General features: G+C 67.3%; 19 protein-coding genes. 5 read left to right on the plus strand and 14 right to left on the minus strand.

Annotated elements, in window-relative coordinates; genetic code table 11:
* Positions 1-53: 53 nt before the first annotated feature.
* From ASD05_RS29140 to ASD05_RS29150, 3 genes are all read right to left on the minus strand, one after another.
* Complete coding sequence (locus ASD05_RS29140; RefSeq protein ID WP_056600300.1) at positions 54-551, minus strand: BON domain-containing protein; 498 nt, start codon at positions 549-551, stop codon at positions 54-56.
* Positions 551-1060 carry a flavin reductase family protein gene (locus ASD05_RS29145; RefSeq protein ID WP_056517895.1) on the minus strand — a complete coding sequence of 170 codons (510 nt, stop codon included), beginning with the start codon at positions 1058-1060 and terminating at the stop codon, positions 551-553. Before ASD05_RS29145 ends, ASD05_RS29140 begins: the two co-directional genes overlap by 1 nt.
* Positions 1061-1134: 74 nt before the next feature.
* Positions 1135-2364: a nucleoside recognition domain-containing protein gene (locus ASD05_RS29150; protein WP_056600303.1), complete on the minus strand. Its 1230-nt coding sequence runs from the start codon at positions 2362-2364 to the stop codon at positions 1135-1137.
* Positions 2365-2436: 72 nt separating this feature from the next.
* Here ASD05_RS29150 and ASD05_RS29155 point away from each other — a divergent pair, with 72 nt between their 5' ends.
* Entirely contained in the window at positions 2437-4014 is a 1578-nt protein-coding gene (locus ASD05_RS29155; protein WP_056600307.1) for a phospholipase D family protein, read from the plus strand.
* Positions 4015-4127: 113 nt separating this feature from the next.
* Positions 4128-5285 (plus strand): ABC transporter substrate-binding protein, encoded by a 1158-nt coding sequence (locus tag ASD05_RS29160; protein WP_056600310.1) that lies wholly within the window; start codon positions 4128-4130, stop codon positions 5283-5285.
* 8 nt (positions 5286-5293) lie between these two features.
* On the opposite strand, the gene ASD05_RS29165 is transcribed toward ASD05_RS29160, so the two are convergent.
* The 8 genes from ASD05_RS29165 to ASD05_RS29200 all read right to left on the minus strand — a co-directional run bounded on the left by ASD05_RS29165 (position 5294) and on the right by ASD05_RS29200 (position 13302).
* The gene (locus ASD05_RS29165) at positions 5294-5998 is read right to left on the minus strand and encodes an ABC transporter ATP-binding protein (RefSeq protein WP_056600313.1); all 705 of its coding nucleotides are present in this window, start codon (positions 5996-5998) and stop codon (positions 5294-5296) included.
* Entirely contained in the window at positions 5991-6758 is a 768-nt protein-coding gene (locus tag ASD05_RS29170) for an ABC transporter ATP-binding protein (protein ID WP_056600316.1), read from the minus strand. Before ASD05_RS29170 ends, ASD05_RS29165 begins: the two co-directional genes overlap by 8 nt.
* Positions 6755-7717, minus strand: coding sequence for a branched-chain amino acid ABC transporter permease (locus ASD05_RS29175; RefSeq protein ID WP_056600319.1), 963 nt, complete (start codon positions 7715-7717; stop codon positions 6755-6757). Before ASD05_RS29175 ends, ASD05_RS29170 begins: the two co-directional genes overlap by 4 nt.
* 284 nt (positions 7718-8001) lie before the next feature.
* Positions 8002-8862 (minus strand): branched-chain amino acid ABC transporter permease, encoded by an 861-nt coding sequence (locus tag ASD05_RS29180; RefSeq protein ID WP_056600322.1) that lies wholly within the window; start codon positions 8860-8862, stop codon positions 8002-8004.
* A 19-nt stretch (positions 8863-8881) separates the two neighbouring features.
* On the minus strand, positions 8882-10081 hold the full coding sequence (locus ASD05_RS29185) for an ABC transporter substrate-binding protein (RefSeq protein WP_082572486.1): 1200 nt from the start codon (positions 10079-10081) through the stop codon (positions 8882-8884).
* A gap of 96 nt (positions 10082-10177) precedes the next feature.
* Positions 10178-10501, minus strand: coding sequence for a 2Fe-2S iron-sulfur cluster-binding protein (locus ASD05_RS29190; protein ID WP_056600325.1), 324 nt, complete (start codon positions 10499-10501; stop codon positions 10178-10180).
* Positions 10502-10512: 11 nt separating this feature from the next.
* Positions 10513-11958: a glutamine synthetase family protein gene (locus ASD05_RS29195; protein ID WP_056600327.1), complete on the minus strand. Its 1446-nt coding sequence runs from the start codon at positions 11956-11958 to the stop codon at positions 10513-10515.
* A 9-nt stretch (positions 11959-11967) separates the two neighbouring features.
* A complete protein-coding gene (locus ASD05_RS29200) occupies positions 11968-13302 on the minus strand; it encodes an aromatic ring-hydroxylating dioxygenase subunit alpha (RefSeq protein WP_056600330.1) in 1335 nt (444 codons plus the stop codon).
* Positions 13303-13564: 262 nt separating this feature from the next.
* Here ASD05_RS29200 and ASD05_RS29205 point away from each other — a divergent pair, with 262 nt between their 5' ends.
* Entirely contained in the window at positions 13565-14302 is a 738-nt protein-coding gene (locus ASD05_RS29205) for a GntR family transcriptional regulator (RefSeq protein ID WP_056600333.1), read from the plus strand.
* A 57-nt stretch (positions 14303-14359) separates the two neighbouring features.
* On the opposite strand, the gene ASD05_RS29210 is transcribed toward ASD05_RS29205, so the two are convergent.
* Both ASD05_RS29210 and ASD05_RS29215 read right to left on the minus strand, forming a co-directional pair.
* Positions 14360-15859: an amidase gene (locus tag ASD05_RS29210; RefSeq protein WP_082572488.1), complete on the minus strand. Its 1500-nt coding sequence runs from the start codon at positions 15857-15859 to the stop codon at positions 14360-14362.
* 104 nt (positions 15860-15963) lie between these two features.
* Positions 15964-16770 (minus strand): metallophosphoesterase, encoded by an 807-nt coding sequence (locus tag ASD05_RS29215; RefSeq protein WP_056600336.1) that lies wholly within the window; start codon positions 16768-16770, stop codon positions 15964-15966.
* An 80-nt stretch (positions 16771-16850) separates the two neighbouring features.
* On the opposite strand from ASD05_RS29215, the gene ASD05_RS29220 reads away from it, so the two are divergent.
* The gene (locus tag ASD05_RS29220) at positions 16851-17069 is read left to right on the plus strand and encodes a hypothetical protein (protein ID WP_056600339.1); all 219 of its coding nucleotides are present in this window, start codon (positions 16851-16853) and stop codon (positions 17067-17069) included.
* A gap of 9 nt (positions 17070-17078) precedes the next feature.
* On the opposite strand, the gene ASD05_RS29225 is transcribed toward ASD05_RS29220, so the two are convergent.
* A complete protein-coding gene (locus ASD05_RS29225; RefSeq protein ID WP_056600342.1) occupies positions 17079-18059 on the minus strand; it encodes a LysR family transcriptional regulator in 981 nt (326 codons plus the stop codon).
* A gap of 121 nt (positions 18060-18180) precedes the next feature.
* On the opposite strand from ASD05_RS29225, the gene ASD05_RS29230 reads away from it, so the two are divergent.
* Positions 18181-18723, plus strand: coding sequence for a hypothetical protein (locus tag ASD05_RS29230; protein ID WP_056600345.1), 543 nt, complete (start codon positions 18181-18183; stop codon positions 18721-18723).
* Positions 18724-19090 lie beyond the last annotated feature (367 nt).

Below are 19090 nucleotides of genomic sequence, written 5' to 3' on the forward strand. Positions count from 1 at the left end.
CAGATTCATCCGATGATCGTACCGCGCCCGCGTGACCTGCGCGCAAGGCGCCTTTAGTTCGCGGCCGGCGGGTAGGGCGGCTTGCCGCGCGTGCCGACCATCAGGTCGGGCACCACGGTCTCGACGTCGGGCAGGGCGCGCGCGGCGCGTTCGAGCTTCTTCGCCAGCGCGGCATTGGGCACGCAGCCCTGCAGGTACACCCAGCGGCGCTGGATCATCACCCACACGCTGCCCTTGTTCACGCCCGGCACCGCCAGCAATGCGGCGCGCACCTTGGGCGCGAGCGGCTTGTCGTAGCGGTAGGCGTTGCTGTCGGTGCATTTGCCGGCCAGCCAGCAGCTGGTGCCGCGCTCCAGCCGCGAATGGGTCTGCAGGCGGCGTTCCTCGGCCGTGTAGAGCGGGCCTTCGGGCATTGCGCAGGCCGGCAGTCCCGCCGAGACCTGGAAGAACGGGTCGTCGAACCAGTTCTGCTTGAGCGGCCCCGCCGTTTCCTGCGCCATGCCGGTCTGCGCAGCGAGCAACAGGACGGACAGCAGCGCAGGGTGTTTCATCACAAGGGATGCTCGGTGTAGAAGCGCCCGCCGTGGAACAGCAGCGGCGAGGCGCCCGCATCGTGCGTGCAGCGCTCCACCTCGCCCACGAAGATCACGTGGTCGCCTTCGTCGTAGCGGCTGCGGTTGAAGCACTCGAAGCTGGCGGCCGCGCCCACCAGCACCGGCGCGCCGCCGAGGCCCTCGGTGAAGGCCACGTCGGCCCAGCGGTCGATGTTCTTGGCCGCGAAGCGTTCGGCCAGCGCCTTCTGATTGGCCGCCAGGATGTTCACCGCGTAGTGCGAGCCGGCGCTCAGCGCGGGCATCGAGCCGGCCGCGCGCGCCAAGCTCCACAGCACCAGCGGCGGTGCGAGCGACACCGAGTTGAAGGAGTTGGCCGTGAGGCCGACCAGCGTGCCGTCGGCCGCGCGTGCGGTGACGATGGTGACGCCGGTGGCGAACATGCCGAGCGCTTCACGAAACTCGTCGGGCGAAAAGGAGGGCGGCTGGGCCCGGCGGGAAGTGGTCACTGAAAAAGGCGGCAAGGCTTGGGGGGCGGAGGACCATTTTGGCTCAGCGCCTGTTCGGCTGCCTGGCCGGGCTCTTACCCGAAGAACCAGTAGCAAACAGCGACAGCGGCCACGACCCCCGCCACTTCGGCCAGCAACGCACACGCCACCGCATGCCGCGCGCGCTGGATGCCGACCGCACCGAAGTACACGGCCAGCACGTAGAAGGTGGTCTCGGTGCTGCCCTGGATGGTGGCGGCCACCAGCGCAGGGAAGCTGTCGACGCCCTGGCTCTTCATGGTCTCGATCAGCATCGCGCGCGCCGCGCTGCCCGAAAAGGGCTTGACCAGTGCGGTGGGCATGGCGTCGACGAAGCGGGCGTCGAAGCCGCCTGCGTGCACCAGCCAGCGCAGGCCGCCGAGCACGAAGTCCAGCGCGCCCGAGGCCCGCAGCACGCCGACCGCGCACAGCATCGCGACGAGGTACGGCAGCAGGTTCTTCGCGATGTCGAAGCCTTCCTTCGCGCCTTCGATGAAGCACTCGTACACCTTCACGCGGCGGATCGCCCCGGCCAGCAGGAACACCATGACCACGCCGAACAGCGTGAGGTTGCCCAGCAGCGACGACAGCGACGCGATGGCCGCCGCCGACAGCGTGCCCAGCAGCGCCATGAAGCCGCCCAGCAGCAGCGCGCCGGGCACGAGGTAGGCCAGCACCACCGGGTCCCACAGCCGCAGGCGCTGCGCCACCGCCACCGACAGCAGCCCGACCAGCGTTGAGGCGCTGGTGGCCAGCAGGATCGGCAGGAACACCAGCGTCGGGTCGCCCGCGCCCTGTTGCGCGCGGTACATGAAGATGGTGACCGGCAGCAGCGTCAGCGACGAAGCGTTGAGCACCAGAAACAGAATCTGCGCGTTGGTGGCCGTCACCGGGTCGGGGTTCAGCCGCTGCAGCTCGCGCATCGCCTTCAGGCCGATGGGCGTGGCAGCGTTGTCCAGCCCCAGCGCATTAGCCGCGAAGTTCATCGTGATGAGCCCGAGGGCGGGGTGCCCCGCCGGCACGCCCGGCATGAGGCGCCGGAACAGCGGGCCCAGCAGCCGCGCCAGCCAGCCGACCAGCCCCGCCGCCTCGGCGATGCGCAGGAAGCCCAGCCACAGCGTGAGCGTGCCGAACAGCAGCACCATCACCTCGACCGCCAGCCGCGCCATCGCGAACAGGCTTTCGACCAGGGCCGCGAACACGGTCGGGTCGCCCCCCACGAGCCACCGTCCCAGCGCCGCCAGCGCCGCCATCCCGAAGAAACCCAGCCACAAGCCGTTGAGCACGCTTTTCTTTCCTTTTTTTGCGGGTCGATCATAGGTCGCCGCTGTGGCCCGCCGCGAGCTACAGTTCGGGCCATGCGCGCTTTCATCGTTCGTCGTTTCGCCGCTTTCCTGGGGTTTGTTGCGGCCGCATGGCTGGCCGGCTGCGTCAGCCTGCCGCCGCCCGCGCCGCGCGCGAACGTCGCGGCGATCACCGACGTGGCGCAGACCGAACTCGGGCAGCTGGCGGCCAAGGGAATGCCGGGCGGTTCCGCCGCGCTCTCGGGCTTCCGCCTGCTGCCAGAGGCGGCGTTCGCCTTCGATGCCCGCATCTCGCTCGCGCGGCATGCCGAGAAATCGCTCGACGTGCAGTACTACCTGATCCAGAAGGACGACGTCGGCCTGCTGCTGCTCAAGGAGCTGCGCGAAGCCGCCGCGCGCGGCGTGCGCGTGCGCCTGCTGGTGGACGACCTCTACACGGCCGGCGAGGACGAGGTCTTCAGCACGCTGTCGGCCTTCCCGAACATCGAGGTGCGGCTGTTCAACCCGCTGCCCTCGCGCGCCAATTCGCTGTCGGCGCGGCTGCTGTTCTCGCTGACCGACTTCGGCCGCATCAACCACCGCATGCACAACAAGCTGCTGGTGGCCGACAACAGCTTCGCGGTGTCGGGCGGCAGAAATATCGCCAACGAATACTTCATGCGCAGCACGGCGGCGAACTTCATCGACATGGACGTGCTGTCCAGCGGCCCCGTGGTGCGCCAGATGTCCGAGGGCTTCGACCGCTACTGGAACAGCGAACACGTGCGTCCCATCGAGCAGATCGCGCCGCTGCGCATGCCGGTGGAAGAGGCGCAGAAGCGCTTCGACGCCATCGCGCGCACGGCGGTGCCCGACGTGGCGATACGCCCGCGCGACGTCCTCGACAAGCCGCCGGTGGGCCAGGAGCTGATCACCGGCGACATCAATCGCCACTGGGCGCCGTTCAAGCTGTTCGTGGACGACCCCGAGAAGATCACGCGCAAGCCCGAGGCGGCCTTCGAGGGCAGCGTGACCGAGGGCGCGCTTGGCGTCATCAATTCGGCGAAGCGCGAGGTGAAGATCGGCTCGCCGTACTTCATTCCCGGCGCGCGCGGCATGGCGATGATGAAGAAGGCCATCGAGCAGGGCGGACGCATCACCGTGGTCACCAATTCGCTCGGCGCGACCGACGAGCCGCTCGCCTACGCGGGCTACGAGCGCTACCGCGCCGACATGCTGAAGATCGGCGTCACCATCTACGAGATCGCGCCCACGCTCACGGGGCGCTCGGGCCGGTTCGGGGATTTCGGCAAGTCGATCAGCCGGCTGCACGCCAAGCTCGCAATCGTCGACGACGACCGCTTTTTCGTCGGCTCGATGAACCTCGACCACCGCTCGGCCGCCGTCAACACCGAAATGGGCCTCGTGATCGACAGCCCGGAACTGGTGAAGGACTACGACAAGCTCCTCGGCGGCGAGCGCCTCAACCTGGGCTACAGGCTGCGACTCGGGCCCGACGGCCGGCGCGTGCAGTGGCTCGAGTACGACGACGCCGGCGGCGACATCGTCCACGAGGACGAGCCCGGCGAATTCCTCTGGCTGCGCTTCAAGAACTGGCTGCTGCTGCCCATCGTGGGCGAGGAACTGTTGTAGCCAGCCGACTGGCTGGGTCCGAGCGTCCTTTCCAGGAGAAGGGAGTGCGTTACATTTCCAGTAGAAATGTAAATTTTTGTCACTGCCCATTGAAGGGCTCCTGGAGATTCCCCATGACCGTTCCTGTGCCGCGCGAATCGATTGCGCCGCTTTCCACCAGCCGTCGCCGTGCGCTGACCGGGCTGGCCGCAACCGCTGCAGCAGGCTTGGGATTTCCGGCGCTCGCGCAGACGCGGGCGGTGCGCGTAGGCGCCACCTTCGACAACAGCAGCGTCGAGAAGGCCAACGGGCAGGGGCTCTACCAGGGGTCGAGCGCGTTCTTCAACGCGCTGAACAAGGCGGGCGGCATCAACGGCACGAAGGTCGAGCTCGTGATTGCAGACGACACGTTCAAGCCCGAGGTGGCCAAGGCCAACGCGCTGGCCTTCGAGAAGGACAGCTCGGTGCTCGCGCTGGTGCATCCGCTGGGCACGCGCCAGACGGCCGCGGTGATGGATGCGGTCCCCGGCATCGCCGTGGTCGGCCCGATCACCGGCACCATCTCGCTGCGCAAGAAGGTCTCGCCGAACACCTTCTGGGTGCGCGCCAACTACGACCAGGAAGTCGACAAGCTCGTGAGCACGGCCATCGTGCTGGGCCAGAGCCGTATCGGCCTCGTGCATTCGGACGACCCGCTCGGCCAGTCGGTGCTGGGGGCGTTCAAGAATGCGCTGGTCAAGGCCAAGCTGGAGCCGGCGGTGATCGCGACCACCCCCAACACCACCAGCATGGAAGTCGGCCCCGCCGCCGAAGCCATCGCCAAGGCCAAGCCGCAAGTCATCGTGGTCGGCCTGGCCGGCACGGCACCGGTGTTCCTGAAGGCATTGCGCGAAGCGGGCAACAGCAGCTCGGCCTACGGCCTGTCGATCACGGCCAGCGCGCTCGCTGCCATGGGCGACCTGGCGCGCGGCCTGGGCTTCGTGATCGTGGTGCCGTCGCCGTACTCGACCAAGTACGAGATCGTGCGCCGCTACCAGGCCGACATGGTGGCCAGCGGCGTCAAGGAGTTCTCGCTCACGAGCCTCGAGGGCTACATGAACGCGGCCGTGCTGGCGGAAGGCATGCGCCGCGCCGGCGGCTCGCTGACGCGTGCGTCGGTGATGTCGGGGCTGGCGAGCATCGAGAACTTCGACCTGGGTGGGGTGAAGATCAACTACGGCCGCACGAACCGCGAAGGCGGCCAGTTCGTGGACGTGGCTGTCATCGGCAGCCGTGGGCAGATGCTCAGCTGAGCACTCGATCAGACGCCGACGCCCAGCAAGCCTTCCAGCAGTTCCTGATCCGAAGCCAGTTCGCTGCTGGGGCCCGCGTGCACGACGGTCCCGCGCTCCAGCACGATGGCCTTGTGGGTCATCTCCAGCGCCAGCACAGGGTGCTGCTCCACCACGATCGACGCCAGTCCTTCCGACTCGCACAAACGGCGAATGGCAGCAGCCAGCTCTTCCACGATGATCGGCGCGAGGCCCTCCATCGGCTCGTCGAGCAGCAACAGCTTGGGGTTGGTCATCAGCGCGCGGCCGATGGCCAGCATCTGCTGTTCTCCGCCCGAGAGCTGGTTGCCGTAGTTGCCGCGCCGCTCGCGCAGGCGCGGGAAGAAGTCGTAGACGCGCTGGAGGTTCCAGCCGCCGAGCCGCGAGATCACCGTGAGGTTTTCTTCCACCGTGAGCGACGGGAACACCTCGCGCTCCTGCGGCACCCAGCCCAGCCCCGCGCGCACGCGCTGGTGCGACGGCCAGCGCGAGATGTCGGCGCCCTGCCAACGGATCGCGCCCTGCATCACGCGGGTGTTGCCCATCAGCGTTTCCAGCAGCGTGGTCTTGCCCACGCCGTTGCGCCCGAGGATGGCGAGGCTCTCGCCCTGCTGCAGCGAAAAGTCGAGCCGGTCGAGCACGACGGCGTTGCCGTAGCCGGCGGTGACGCGGTCGAAGGCGAGTGCTTCAGGCATGGTGATGCGATGTTCCCAGGTAGACCTCGCGCACGCGCGGGTCGGCGCCGATGTCCGACGGCGTGCCTTCAGTGAGGATGCGTCCGCCGACCAGCACCGAGATGCGGCGCGAGAAGCGGAAGACGAGCTTCATGTCGTGCTCGATGAACAGCACGCTGATGTCCTGCGGCAGCGCCGCGATGGCCTCGAACAGCTCGCCGCTCTCGTCCTGCGGCACGCCGGCGGCCGGCTCGTCGAGCAGCAGGATGCGAGGCTTGGCCGCGAGCGCCAGCGCGATCTCGAGCAGGCGCTGCTTGCCGTAGGCCAGCTCGGCCACGGGCACGTCGGCCAGGCTGTCGAGCCTGAGCGTGCCGAGCAGCGCATGCGCTTCGTCGAACACCGCGGTACAGCCCTTGAGCGGCCGCCACCAGGTGGCGCCCAGCCCTTCGCGCTCGCTGATCGCCAGCACCACCGACAGCAGCGGCGTGAGGCTGGGGAACAGCGTGTTGATCTGGAACGTGCGCGCCAGGCCCATGCGCGCGCGCTTGTCGCACGACAGGCGCGTGATGTCGCGTTCGCCCATGTGGATCGAGCCGCTGGTGGGCTTGAACACGCCGGTGAGCAGATTGATGAGCGTGGTCTTGCCGGCGCCGTTGGGGCCGATCAGCGCTTGCCGCGCGCCGGGTTCGAGCGACAGGCTCACGTCGCTCACGGCCTGGAAGGCGCCGAAGCGGATGCCCAGGCCCTGGGTGCGCAAGGTGTGCGTGGTGGTCGAGCTCATTGCGCCTTCCCCGTGCGAACGAAGCGCGACAGCGCGCCCATGATGCCGCCGCGGCCCAGCATGACGGCCGCGATCAGGAAGATGCCGAGCCAGAACATCCAGTACTGGGGGTTCATGTCGGCGAACCAGTCGTGCACGAGCATGTAGACGATGGCGCCGATCATGCCGCCGTACAGCCGGCCGGTGCCGCCGAGCACGAGGATGATGAGCACTTCGGCCGAGCGATTGAAGCCGATCGACTCGATGCCGACGAACTGCGTGGTCTGCGCCAGCAGCGCTCCCGCCACGCCAGCCACAGCGGCCGAGAAGGCATAGGCCATGCGCAGCCGCGCCTCCACCGGCGAGCCGATGGCGAGCATGCGCTTGCGGCTGTCGTGGATGCCGCGCAGCGCCAGGCCGAAGGGTGAGCGCAGCACCAGCCGCACGAGCAGGAACATCGCGAGCACCACGCTGAAGGCATAGCCGAAGGCGGTCTTGCCGTAGAGGTCGAATTCGAAGAGCCCCAGCACCGGCGCGATGACCACGCCTTGCAGCCCATCGGTGCCGCCGGTGATGCCCGAGAGGCGGTTGGCCAGCTCGTAGAGCAGCACGCACACGCCGATGGTGATCATCAGCCGCGTGAGGTCGGCGCCGCGCACCACCAGGTAGCTCAGTGCGTAGCCCAGCGCGCCGCACACCGCCAGCGCGAACACGAGACCGCTGAAGGGCTCGCTCCAGCCGTACTTGGCGAGCAGCCCGGCCGCATAGGCGCCCGCGCCGAAGAAGGCCGCGTGGCCCACGGTGAGGATGCCCGCGTAGCCCAAGGCCATGTCGAGCGACACGGCGGAGAGGCCGAAGATCATGACCTGGCTCATCAGCGTGAGCTTGTCGGGCAGCAGGAAGAAGCTTGACGCGAGTGCCAGCCAGAAAGCGATTTCAGCAGCGCGCTGTTGCGTGGGGGACAGGGTGACCGGTTTCATGCGCGTTCTGTCGTTGGTTCTTGTTTCGAACGCTGTTGTTCGGGGCGCGTGCACAGGCCGCCGGGTACTCCCCTCCGCGAATGTCCCCCGCTTCGCTCCTCCTTTATTTCGCTGCGGGGAGCACCCGACGCCCTGTTCGCCGATCAACGACCGCTCCGGAAAACGCTCCCGCCGATGGGGTGCCTTGCGCAGCGAAATAAAGGAGGAGCCCGAAGGGCGGGGGACATTCGCGGAGCAAGGTACCCCGTCGGCGGGAGCGCGCCCTGAAGAAGAACCCGCGCAAGTCATGCAAGCCCCTTCTTCGCAACGATGCCGTTGGGTCGAACAAGCAGCATGACGATCATGAAGACGTAGATGAGAAATGCGCCTGCTTCCGGCAGGTAGTACTTGCCCGCCACGTCGACGATGCCGACCAGCAGCGCCGCAATGAACGGCCCCGTGACGGTGCCCGCACCGCCCACGCAGACCACCATCAGGAAGTAGACGAGGTACTTGAGCGGGAACGACGGCTCCAGCCCCAGCATGCCCAGGCTCAACGCACCGCCAAGACCGGCAAGGCCGCAGCCCAGGGAGAAGGTCAGGAAGAACAGGCGCTGCACGTGGATGCCGGTGCCGCCCGCCACGCGTTGGTTGTCCACCGCCGCACGCACCATCGCGCCATAACGCGTCTTGCCCAGGCCCAGCAGCAATGCAAGCAGCACGGCCACCCCGCAGACGATCAGGAACAGGCGGTAACGGCCCACCTCCAGACCCAGCAGCGACACCTGGCCGTCGAGTGCCGGCGGCAACGTGAAGGGCTGCATCGTCGGGCCGAAGAAGTACGTGAACGCGGCGATCGACACGAACACCACGCCGATCGACAGCAGCACCTGGTCCAGCGGGTGCGCGCGGTACAGCCGCCGGTAGAACACGAACTCCAGCACCGCGCCCACCACCGCCGCCGACACGAAGGCCGCTGCCAGCGAGAGGCCGAAGCCCAGGCCGAAGTGGTTCATCAGCACGCTGGCCGCGTAGCCGCCCACCATCGCGAAACTGCCGTGCGCGAGGTTGACGAAATTCATGAGCCCCATCGTGATGGACAGGCCCACGCCGATGAGGAAAAGGAGCATGCCGTAGGCCACTCCATCGAAGATCACGATGCCCATGAATTTCCTGCTGGCTTGCTTACTTGGCGGCGGCGGCTTCCTTCGCCGGGTCCTTCACGCGTTCGAACTTGTCGAACTCGACGTTCACCAGCTGGCCGTTCACGCGCTCGGTCTTGCGGATGTAGACGGTCTGCACGATGTCGCGCGTGGCTGTGTCTATCTCGATCGGGCCGCGCGGGCTCTCGAAGCTCAGGCCCTTGAGCGCGTCCATGAACTTGTCGCCGCCGGTGTCGCCCTTGGTCTTGGCAAGTGCCAGGTCGATGGCGGCCATGGCGTCGTAGGCGGTCACGGCGAAGTAGCTCGGGCGCAGCTTGGTGCCGTTGTCGGCGGCGAAGTCCTTCACGAACTTCTGATTCTTGGGCGAGGGGTGCGCGAACGAGTAGTGGTGGCTGGTGACCAGGCCCAGCGCCACGTCGCCGGTGGCGTCGAGGTAGCTGTCGTCGGTGGCTTCGCCGGTGGCGTAGAGCTTGATGCCGGCCTGCTCCATGCCGCGCTCCTTCCACACCTTCAGGAAGGCCGGCGGCATCACGCCCGAGGGGAAGAAGAAGAACACGGCCTGGGGCTTGGCATCCTTGATGCGCTGCACGTAGGCCGAGAAGTCGGGGTTGTTCATCGGCGTGCGCACTTCGCCCGAGACCTTGCCGCCGCCGGCGGTGAAGGTCTTCTTGAAGGCGGTTTCCGCATCGACGCCCGAGGCGTAGTCGGCGACCACGGTGTAGGCGTCCTTGATGCCTTCCTTGAGCATGTAGCGCGCCATCGGGTCGGTGACCTGCTGCACGGTGAACGACAGGCGCGCCACGTAGGGCGAGCTGGTGGTGATGGCCGAGGAGGCCGCGTTCATCACGATGGTCGGGATCTTCGCCTGCGTGGCGATGGCGCCCACGGCGTAGGCGTTGGGGCTGAAGTCCAGGCCGGTGAGCACGTTCACCTTGTCGCGCACGATCAGCTCCTGCGCGATGCGCTTGGCGGCGTCGGGCGCGGGGCCGGCGGTGTCCTTCTTGACGATCTCGACCGTGCGGCCACCCACCTTGCCGCCATGCTCCTTCAGGTAGAGCGCGATGCCGGCGTCGAACTGGCGGCCGTAGTCGGCGTAGGGGCCGGAGTAGGTGGCAATGAGGCCGATGCGCAGCGGCTCGTCGGCGGCCTGCGCTGTGGCACCGAGCAGGCCGAGGCCGGCCAGCAGCAGGGTCGAGAGGATGGTTCTCTTGGTCATCGTCATTGGAAAACGCCTTTCAGGTGGAATGGATGCGCCCGCTCGGGCGTCGCTGTCGTGTAACCGGATGTGCAAAGCGGGCGATGATGCCCGAGCCGCGCTTCAGATCTGGGTATCGGGCACGCGCACCGTGAGGCCATCGAAGGTCGCGGTGATGTTGAGCTGGCAGCTCAGCCGCGAGCCAGGCTTGCGCTCCGAGGCGACGGCGTCGAGCAGTGCGCTCTCCATGTCGTCGGGCGGCGGCAGCAGGTCGATGAAGGCGTCGTCCACGTAGACGTGGCAGGTGGCGCAGGAGCAGCAGCCGCCGCACTCGGCGTCGATGCCGCGCACGTTGCCGCGGATGGCGGTCTCCATCACGCTGGCGCCGACCTTGGCGTCGACCGCGCGCGTGGCGCCGTCCTTGAGGATGTAGTGGATCGTGGGCATGGGTCTCGGGGTCAGAACATGTCGAAATACTCTCGGTGCTCCCATTCCGAGACCTCGAGGTTGAAGCGGGCGATCTCCGCTTCCTTGATGTGGCAGAGGTAGTCGACGAAGGTCTTGCCCATCTGCACGTTGAGCATCTCGTCGCGGCGCAGGCAGGCCAGCGCCTCGCCCAACGAGCGCGGCAGTTGTTCGGCCGGTGTTTCGTAGGGCGCGTCGGCCGAAGGGCCGGGGTCGGTCTTGTGGTGGATGCCGTCCAGGCCCGAGAACAGCTGCGACGCGAGGTACAGGTACGGATTGGCCGTCGGCTCGCCCACGCGGTTCTCGATGCGCGAGGCGTTCTGCCCCACGCCGCCGAGTACGCGCAGCATCGCACCGCGGTTGTCGCGCGCCCAGATCGCGCGGTCGGGCGCGAGCGAGAAGGGGCGGTAGCGCCGGTAGCCGTTGATGGTGGGGCTCGCCAGCGCGGCCGCGCCGCAGGCGTGCGCCTTCAGGCCGCCGAGGTAGTGCATGCCGATCTCGCTCAGGGTCTGGCCCTCGGCCTGCGGCATGAACGCGTTCACGCCGTCGCTCTTGCGGCGCAGCGACTGGTGCAGGTGCCAGCCGCTGGACATCACGTTCGGGATCTTCGGGCGGCACATGAAGGTGGCATGCAGGCCGGCGCGCTGGCAGATCTGCTTGATGGCGCTGCGCAGCAGCACCATGGTGTCGGCGGGCATCACGCCGGCGGTGGGGCCGAAGGTCAGCTCGAACTGGCTCGGGCCGAACTCGATCTCGAGCGAACGCAGCGGCAGGCCGAGCGCGATGAGGTTCGAGCGCAGCAGCTCCATCAGCGTGTCGACGCGGTCGTAGCGCAGCTCGGTCAGGTACTGGTGGCCGTGCGACAGCAGCGAGACGCGCGGCGGCTCGCCGGGCTGGCCCGAATCGGCCAGGCCCATGCGCGCGTCGTCCAGCTTGAAGACGTGGAACTCGACTTCGAGGCCGGCGATGAAATCGAGCCCCAGCGTGTCGAGCTGGCGCACTGCGCGCTGCAGGATCTGCCGCGTCGCGAAGGGGCAGGGCATGCCGTCGGCCATGTAGGCGTCGCACATCACCCAGCCGGTGCGCGGCGACCACGGCAGGATCTTGAAGGTGGCGGGGTCGGCCACGATGGTGAAGTCGGCGCCGCCCTGCAGGCCTTCGATGGCGAAGCCGCCGCCCTGGGTGAACACCGGGAACACGGTCTTATGCGAGGTGTCCTTGGCCAGCAGCGTGGAGGTGAGGTTCACGCCTTCCCACAGGGCCGAGCGGGCCTCGGTGGCCACCAGCGTCTTGCCGCGCAGGATGCCGTGCTGGTCGGGCCAGGCGAAGCGGACGAGGTCCACCTCGCCGCTGTCGATGCGGCGCACCAGTTCCCTGGCCTGCGCGTGCTGGTCGTCGGACCAGAGACCGAAGCGGTCGACGAATGTGTGGCTGGTCATGGCGCGTGCTCAGGCAGCGAGCCGTGCAGAGGCCCAGTCGGACTTCAGGCGGCGCGCGCGGTCGGCCTCCTGCCAGTAGGCCTCGGTGGCGGCTTCGTCGCCGACGTTGCGGCCGATGCCGTCGATGGAAGGCGGCCCGGTCATCGCGCTGGCCTGTGCGGCGTCGATGAGCATCGGCGCGGTCTCGCCGGCGAGCGTGGCCTCGATGGCCTTCACCAGCACACGGCGGTAGGCAATGATGCCCTTGTCGGTGCTGCCCAGGTGCTCGCGCGTGCGGTCCTGGATGGCGCCCTGCGACTCCACCGCCCACTGGTCGTGCACGTTGATGTCGTCGCCCATGCCGGTGTAGGTTTCGGTCAGCTGCTCTTCGATGCTGAAGCCGTAGTTGTTGCGCTTGTTCTTGCGCGAGGTGTAGTCGGGCAGCTCGTAGAGCTTCAGGCGCTGGTCGCGCATCTGCTGCTTGTCGACCGGGCCGGTGAAGCTCGTGAAGATGGCGTACCAGTAGCAGTGCGTGTCGTCCACGGGCACGTGCCATTGCGAGATGGTCATCTCGGCGCTCATCGGGATCACGAAGGCCTGCGGGAACACCACGTTGGTCACGCGCACGTGGGTGGTGTCTTCGGTCAGCTTGCGCAGCGCCTTGAGGCGCAAACCGTAGTCGGTGGGCTCGACGCTGATGTCGGGCCGGTCGTACTCGCGCAGCACCTTGGTGATGGGCATGTCGGAGTCGGCCGAGGCGCCGCGGAACTGCTTGCCGTAGCTTTCCGACGTGTCCTCGTCCTCGAAGAAGCGGTGCAGGTACGAGGCGTGCGCGGGGTCGATGCCCACTTCGAGCGCCTGCAGCCAGTTGCACTCGAACAGGCCCTTGAAAGCGAAGGTGTGGCTGTCGGGCGCGACGAAGCAGTCGAAGTCGGGGAGGGCCGGGGGCTCGCCCTGGCCGATGTATGCGAAGACCACGCCGGCCTTCTCGACCACCGGGTAGGCCGACTGCTTGATGCGGCTGCACAGCTTGCTGGTGGCGGGCTCGGCGGGGGTCTCGAGGCAGTTGCCCTTGGCGTCGAACAGCCAGCCGTGGAAGGCGCAGCGCAGGCCGCCGTTCTCGAGGCGGCCGAAGGCAAGGTCGGCGCCGCGGTGCGGGCAGTCGCGGTCGAGCATGCCGAGCTGGCCGCTCTCGTCACGGAACAGGACGAAGTCCTGCCCCATGAGCTTCACCGGCTTGACCGGGCGCGGGCCCGCCAGCTCGTCGGCCAGGGCCACCGGCTGCCAGTAGCGGCGCAGCAGCTGGCCGGCGGGCGCGCCGGGTCCGACGCGGGTGATGAAATCGTTCTGCTCGGCGCTGATCATCGTGCGGGCTCCATCGTGGGTTCTGTGGAAAGAGGTCTGCAGGCATTGCATGCAACTGTATGCATTGTCTTGGTGATTCTCGCTCCAGGTCAAACTTTCATCCGCGATTCAGTCCTTATTCGGGGCTTGAGATGGCAAAAATCAGGGTAAACGCTGAGCGTATCTTTGGTTTTTGACACTTGCTTCTTGTGAATGCATGCAACATCCGAGCCAAGGTAAATACGCTGCGTGCAATAGCGGGCGCGTCTCCTAGAATCCGCCGATGGACTCCCAACAATCCCGCGTGCTCGTGCAGCTGCGCGACATGATTCTCAAGGGCGAATTCGTGCCCGGAGAGCGGCTGGCCGAGATCCCGCTGGCCGAGAAACTCGAAGCTTCGCGCACCCCGGTGCGCCTCGCGCTGGCCAGCCTGGAGCACGAAGGGCTGATCGAGCAGTCGCCTTCGGGCGGCTACCAGATGCGGCGCTTCACCTCGCAGGAAGTGGCCGACGCCATTCGCGTGCGCGGCGTGATCGAAGGCTTCGCGGCGCGCCTGCTGGCCGAGGACGGTGCGCCGCGCCAGCTGCTGCGCGACCTGAAGGATTGCCTGGAAGTCGGCGACCGCGCGGTGAACAAGCCCAGCATGGAGATCGACGACTACGCGGCCTACGTCGAGATGAACGACCGCTTCCACAAGCTGATCGTCGACGGATGCGGCAACCTCGCGCTCAAGCGCGTGATGGACATGCTGGGCGGCCAGCCTTTTGCCGCGCCGAGCGCGATGCTGCCGATGCAGTCGTCCATGGAAGAGGGCCAGCAGTGGATGCGCCAGGCGCACCGCACGCACCACGCGATGGTGCAGGCCATCGAGCGCGGCCAGGGCTCGCGGGCGCAGGCGCTGGGCGAAGAGCACGTCGAGATCGCGCGCATGAACCTCGACTACGCGCTGGAGCGGCCGGAGCTGGCGGCCGAACTGATGCCCGGCATTCGCCTGGTGTCCAAGGGCCGCGGCGGCGCTTGAACGAGCAAGGGCTGTTTCGTCGATCCGTCGGCATCCGCCGTGCAGGCGGGTGCCGTATCAGCTGCTGAGCGCGCGCCGCGGCGTCACCACGGCTTCCACCGCCGCGCCGACCGCGAGCAGCCGGTGGTCGGTGTTGCCGATGCCGGCCACCATCAGCCCGACCGGCGCCGTGCCGACGTCGTGGCAGGGCACCGAGAGCGCGCAGCCGTCGAACAGGTTCACCACGGAGGGGTTGCGCAGCATGCGGGCATTGATGCGGTAGTAGGTGTCGTCGTCCTTCAGCACCTCGGCGATCGGCGGTGCGATGTCGGGCGTGGTGGGCATCAGCATGGCGTCGTAGCCCGCGGCGGCCGTGTTGATCGAGCGGATGAACTGGCGGCGCAGCGCCTGCAACTGCAGGTAGTCGGGCGCGGTGATGGTTTCGCCGGTCTTGATGCGGGCGAGCACGCGCGGGTCGTACTTGGCGGCGGCGCTCTTGATGAAGTCGCGGTGCCAGGCGAAGGCCTCGGCGGCGGTGATCATGCCGCGCGGGTTGATGGTCGGCGCCTTCGCGAACTCGGCCATGGGCAGTTCGGTGACCGTGGCGCCGGCGGCCGAGAGCTTGGCCAGCGCCGATGCGAAGGCCGCGGCCACGGGCGGCGACAGGTCGTCCTGGAAAAAAGTCTTGGGCACCGCGAAACGCAGGCCGCGCAGCGGCAGCACGCGCAGCGGGCGCGGCAGTTCGGCGGCCAGCACGGAGTCGAGCAGGGCGCAGTCTTCCACCGTCCAGGCCATCGGCCCGGCCGAGTCGAAGGAGGTCGACAACGGCATCACGCCGTCCAGCGGAATGCGCCGCTGCGTCGGCTTGAAGCCCACCAGCCCGTTGAGGGCGGCTGGAATGCGCAGCGAGCCGCCCGTGTCGGTGCCGATGGCGCCGGCTGCCATGCCGTCGGCCACCGAGATCGCGCCGCCCGAAGTCGAGCCGCCCGGAATGCGGCCGGTCGCGCGGTCGTAGACGTTCTTCGGTGTGCCGTAGTTCGGGTTGATGCCGAGGCCGGTGTAGGCGAACTCGACTGTATTGGTGCGCCCGATGATGATCGCGCCGGCGCGCCGCAGCCGCTCGACCACGAGGGCATCGCGCGCCGCCGGCGGCTGGCCGGCCAGCACTGTCGAGCCGCCGAGCGTGGTGATGCCGGCTTCGTCGAACAAGTCCTTGAGCGAGATCGGGATGCCGGCGATCGGCGAAGCGGCCGCGCGGCCGCTCTTGCGTTCGGTGTCGAGCTGCGCCGCGGCGGCGCGGGCCGAGTCGGCGTGCACGCGTATGAAGGTTCGAGCCCCTTCGCCGGCCGGGTTCTGGATGGCGGCCAGCGCTTCCTCCACCAGTTGACTGCTGCTGAGGGAGCCGGCGGCGAGGCGGCGCGACATCTCGGCCATCGACAGCTGGCCCATGGCCTTGCCCGCGCCTTCGCCCGGACCCTGGGCGAAAGCCCGTGGCCAGACACCCAGCAAGCCGGTGGCAGCGGCGGCGCCCGCGGTCTGTTTCAGGAAAGTGCGTCGTTGTTCTTGCTGTTGCGTCATGGCGCTCTCCTCCATCGGTGAGATGGGCTCGAATCAGTCTACACAGCGGCAGTGGCGCGTACGTTGCCGGCCGTTACCGTGTTACGGCGCGTGACGCCGTTCTTTCAGCGCACCTCGATCAGCAGGTTGGGCTTGAAGCCCTCCTGCTCGCCATTTCGCGCGTAGCCCAGCGGATTGGCTACCACACGGCAACCATTCTTTACATAGTCGGAAGGGCAATGCAGATGACCGTGCAGCCACAGCTTGGCGTGGGGCAGCAGTTCGTCGAGCGCATTGCAGAAACCGGCCGTGCCGGGCGTCAGGCCGTAGCGCGGGTCGCCGCTCTCGAGACTGGGTGCGAAGTGGGTGATGGCCACCGTGGTGCCGTCGAAAGGCTCGGCCAGCGCCTCGGTGAGCCAGGCCTGGCAGGCCAGCGCCTGGTCGCGCAGCTGCGGGGCGAGGAAGAGTTCGCCGTTACGCATGGTGGCCGCTTTTTCAAGGTAGAAATCGGCCGCGCGCATTGCCTTGCCGCGTTTCTTGAGCGCCTCGGCCAGGCTGTCGGTGGGTTCGGCCAGCGCGTCGAAGTCGGCCCACAGTGTGGTGCCGACGAAGCGGATGCCGTCGATGACACGGGTTTCGCGCTCGAGCCAGAGGATGTCGAGCTCCTCGCAGAGTGCGCGCAGGCGGCCGTGGGTCTCGTCGAAATCGAGGTTGTCGTATTCGTGGTTGCCTGGCACATAGACCACCGGCACCGGCCAGCCGTTGCGGGGCGAAAAGCGGCCCAGGCCGAAGTCGCCATCGGTCAGGCGGGAGCCCTGCTGGTAGGAGCCGATGTCGCCAGCAAGGATCAGCATGTCGGCACCCGGCACGGGCTCGGCATGGAAGCGGGGATGGGACTCCAGGTGCAGGTCGGAGAGCAGTTGAAGCTTCATCGTCGGGGCAGTCTAGGTGAATTGCCCCATGCATGAAACGCATAAGGCTTGGCTTGAATTACTAGGGATAACCCTTATTCTTGAACCATCAACCACTCCAGCGCCGCCACGAGCCGCGCACCGTCATGTTCAGCCTCATTGCCCAAGTGGCCCGTTTCTTTCGTTCCTCCGCTGCCAACGCCCCGGCCAGCCATGCCGCCGCGCTGATGGAAAGCGCCGACATGCGCGCCGGTCGTGGAGCCCATCACGCGCAGGAACTGCGCGCCGCCGCCTCGGCCTGGCTCAGCGTCGTTCGCTGATCCCTCCGGTCAGCCGGGCACCTTCTGCCCGAGGACCGACCCGGCGAAAGCCGCGGCTGCCGAGCGCAACAACGCCGTTCGCAGCCATTCGTGCGCATGCCCGTGCTGGGCGCGCCGGTGCCAGATGGCATCCACATGCACCGGCGGCTGGTCGAAGGGCAGGTCGCGTAGCACCAACTGGTCGTCGATGCCGGTCACGGTCACGAAGTGACGCGGCAGCACTGTCAGCAGGTCTGAGTTGGCAACCACCCGTCCCGCCGTGAAGAACTGGTTCACCGTCACCACGATGCGCCGCTCGCGGCCCAGGGCGCCCAGCGTCTGGTCGATGAAGCCGTATGGCCGCCCCGAAAAACTCACCAGCAGGTGCCGCGCCGCGCAATAGTCGTCGAGCGTAAGGGGCGCGTTGGCCAGGGGGTGCCCGCGCCGCATCACGCATACATACTGGCCCAGGTAGAGCCGCTGGGTTTCGAACGCGACCCCCACGCCCGATTGCCCGCGCGCCGCCAGGCTCGCGATCACCGCCGGAAAGTAGCCGACGGCCATATCGACCTCTTCTTGTTCCAGCATGCGGCGCGGGTCGCGCGTGGTCAGCGGGAGCACGCGCAGCGAGATGGCGGGTGCCTCCTTTTCGGCGATCTGTACCAGTCCGGGGATCAGTTCGGCCGCGGTGGCATCGGCCATCGCTAATAGGAAGGTGGTGTCGGCAACCCCCGCATCGAACTCGCCGGGAGCCAGGGTGTGCTGCAGCTGGCGCAGAGCGTCGCGCACCGTCGGCCACAGGGCCAGCGCGCGCGGCGTGGGTTCGACGCCGGCGCCGGAGCGGCGCACCAGCTCGTCTCCCAGCACTTCGCGCAGGCGCCTCAGCGCGTTGCTCACCGCCGGTTGCGTGATCGAGAGGTTGCGGGCGGCGCGCGTGAGGTTGCGCTCCGCCATCACTTCGTCGAAGACGCGAAGCAGGTTGAGGTCGAGCGTGCGAAAGTTGACGTCCATCAATCTCGTGAATGATAAACATCAGAAAGATAAAGTTGATACGCACTAGGGTAAGCCCTAATATCACTGCATCGGCCTTGTTCGCCACCACTGATTACCACTGTCCCAGGAGGGATGCATCATGACCAGCTTCGTTCACGTTGACCAACCTACTGTCCACCCCGGCGTGCGTCGCGCCGAAGTCCTGTTCGGCCAGATCCAGGCCGCCCGCGCCGGCGCCAACGGCGCCCGCCCGCTCGTCGCGCTGCTGATCGTCGCCATCGCGGCGGCGGTACTGGTGGTGACCGACTCCCTCGTTTCCAATTGGAACGAAGGCGGCTTGCTTGCTGCCTGGACCGTGTTCTGCATCACCGCCATCGCCTTGTTCGCGCTGTTCGCAGGCTCGGTGCGCCAAAGCAGCATCGCCGGTGCCTGGCGCGCTGCCGCCGAGCGCCGCGCTTCTGCCCGTGCCGACGCCCGCTTCTTGGAAACCGCCCAGAACGATCCGCGCATCATGCAAGAGCTGCAGGCTGCGATGTGGCGTCAGCAATCGGAAGGCACAGTGCCTGCCGCCGAAGCTGCCAAGATCGACGCACTGGCCCGCACGAGCGCCCGCTCGCAGCAAGTGCGCATGCCCACGCTGTATGAAGCGATGCGCCGCATGAACAGCTCGCGCTATTACTAAGCAACTAAGCAGTAGCCCGCCGAATGTGAAAGCCGCTCTTGAGCGGCTTTTTTCTTGTCTGTATGGAAAGAGGTGGGCTCGTTCACCTGAAGAGTGAAGAGGAGGAGGCCCTCGATGACTTCCAGTGGCTTCTTTGGAGGCTGGGCGAAAAAAGTCCTCGGAAGTTGACGATGCGGACGAAAACGATGCATAATCGAAGGCTGCGCTGACAACGCCTTCGGGTGTTCAAAGCAAGCAGTTCTCCCCGGAGCCCTGCTTGCGAGTCAGCAAAGAAAGTCTTCAAAAAGTTTGACTGGTGTTAAAAAACCGGTGCATAATCGAAGGCTTCGCTGAAACGGCTTCAGCGGCTTGCAGTGAAAGTTGTGGG

The sequence above is a fragment of the Variovorax sp. Root434 genome (genome assembly GCF_001426595.1).
In the GTDB taxonomy this organism is placed as follows: Bacteria; Pseudomonadota; Gammaproteobacteria; order Burkholderiales; family Burkholderiaceae_C; genus Variovorax.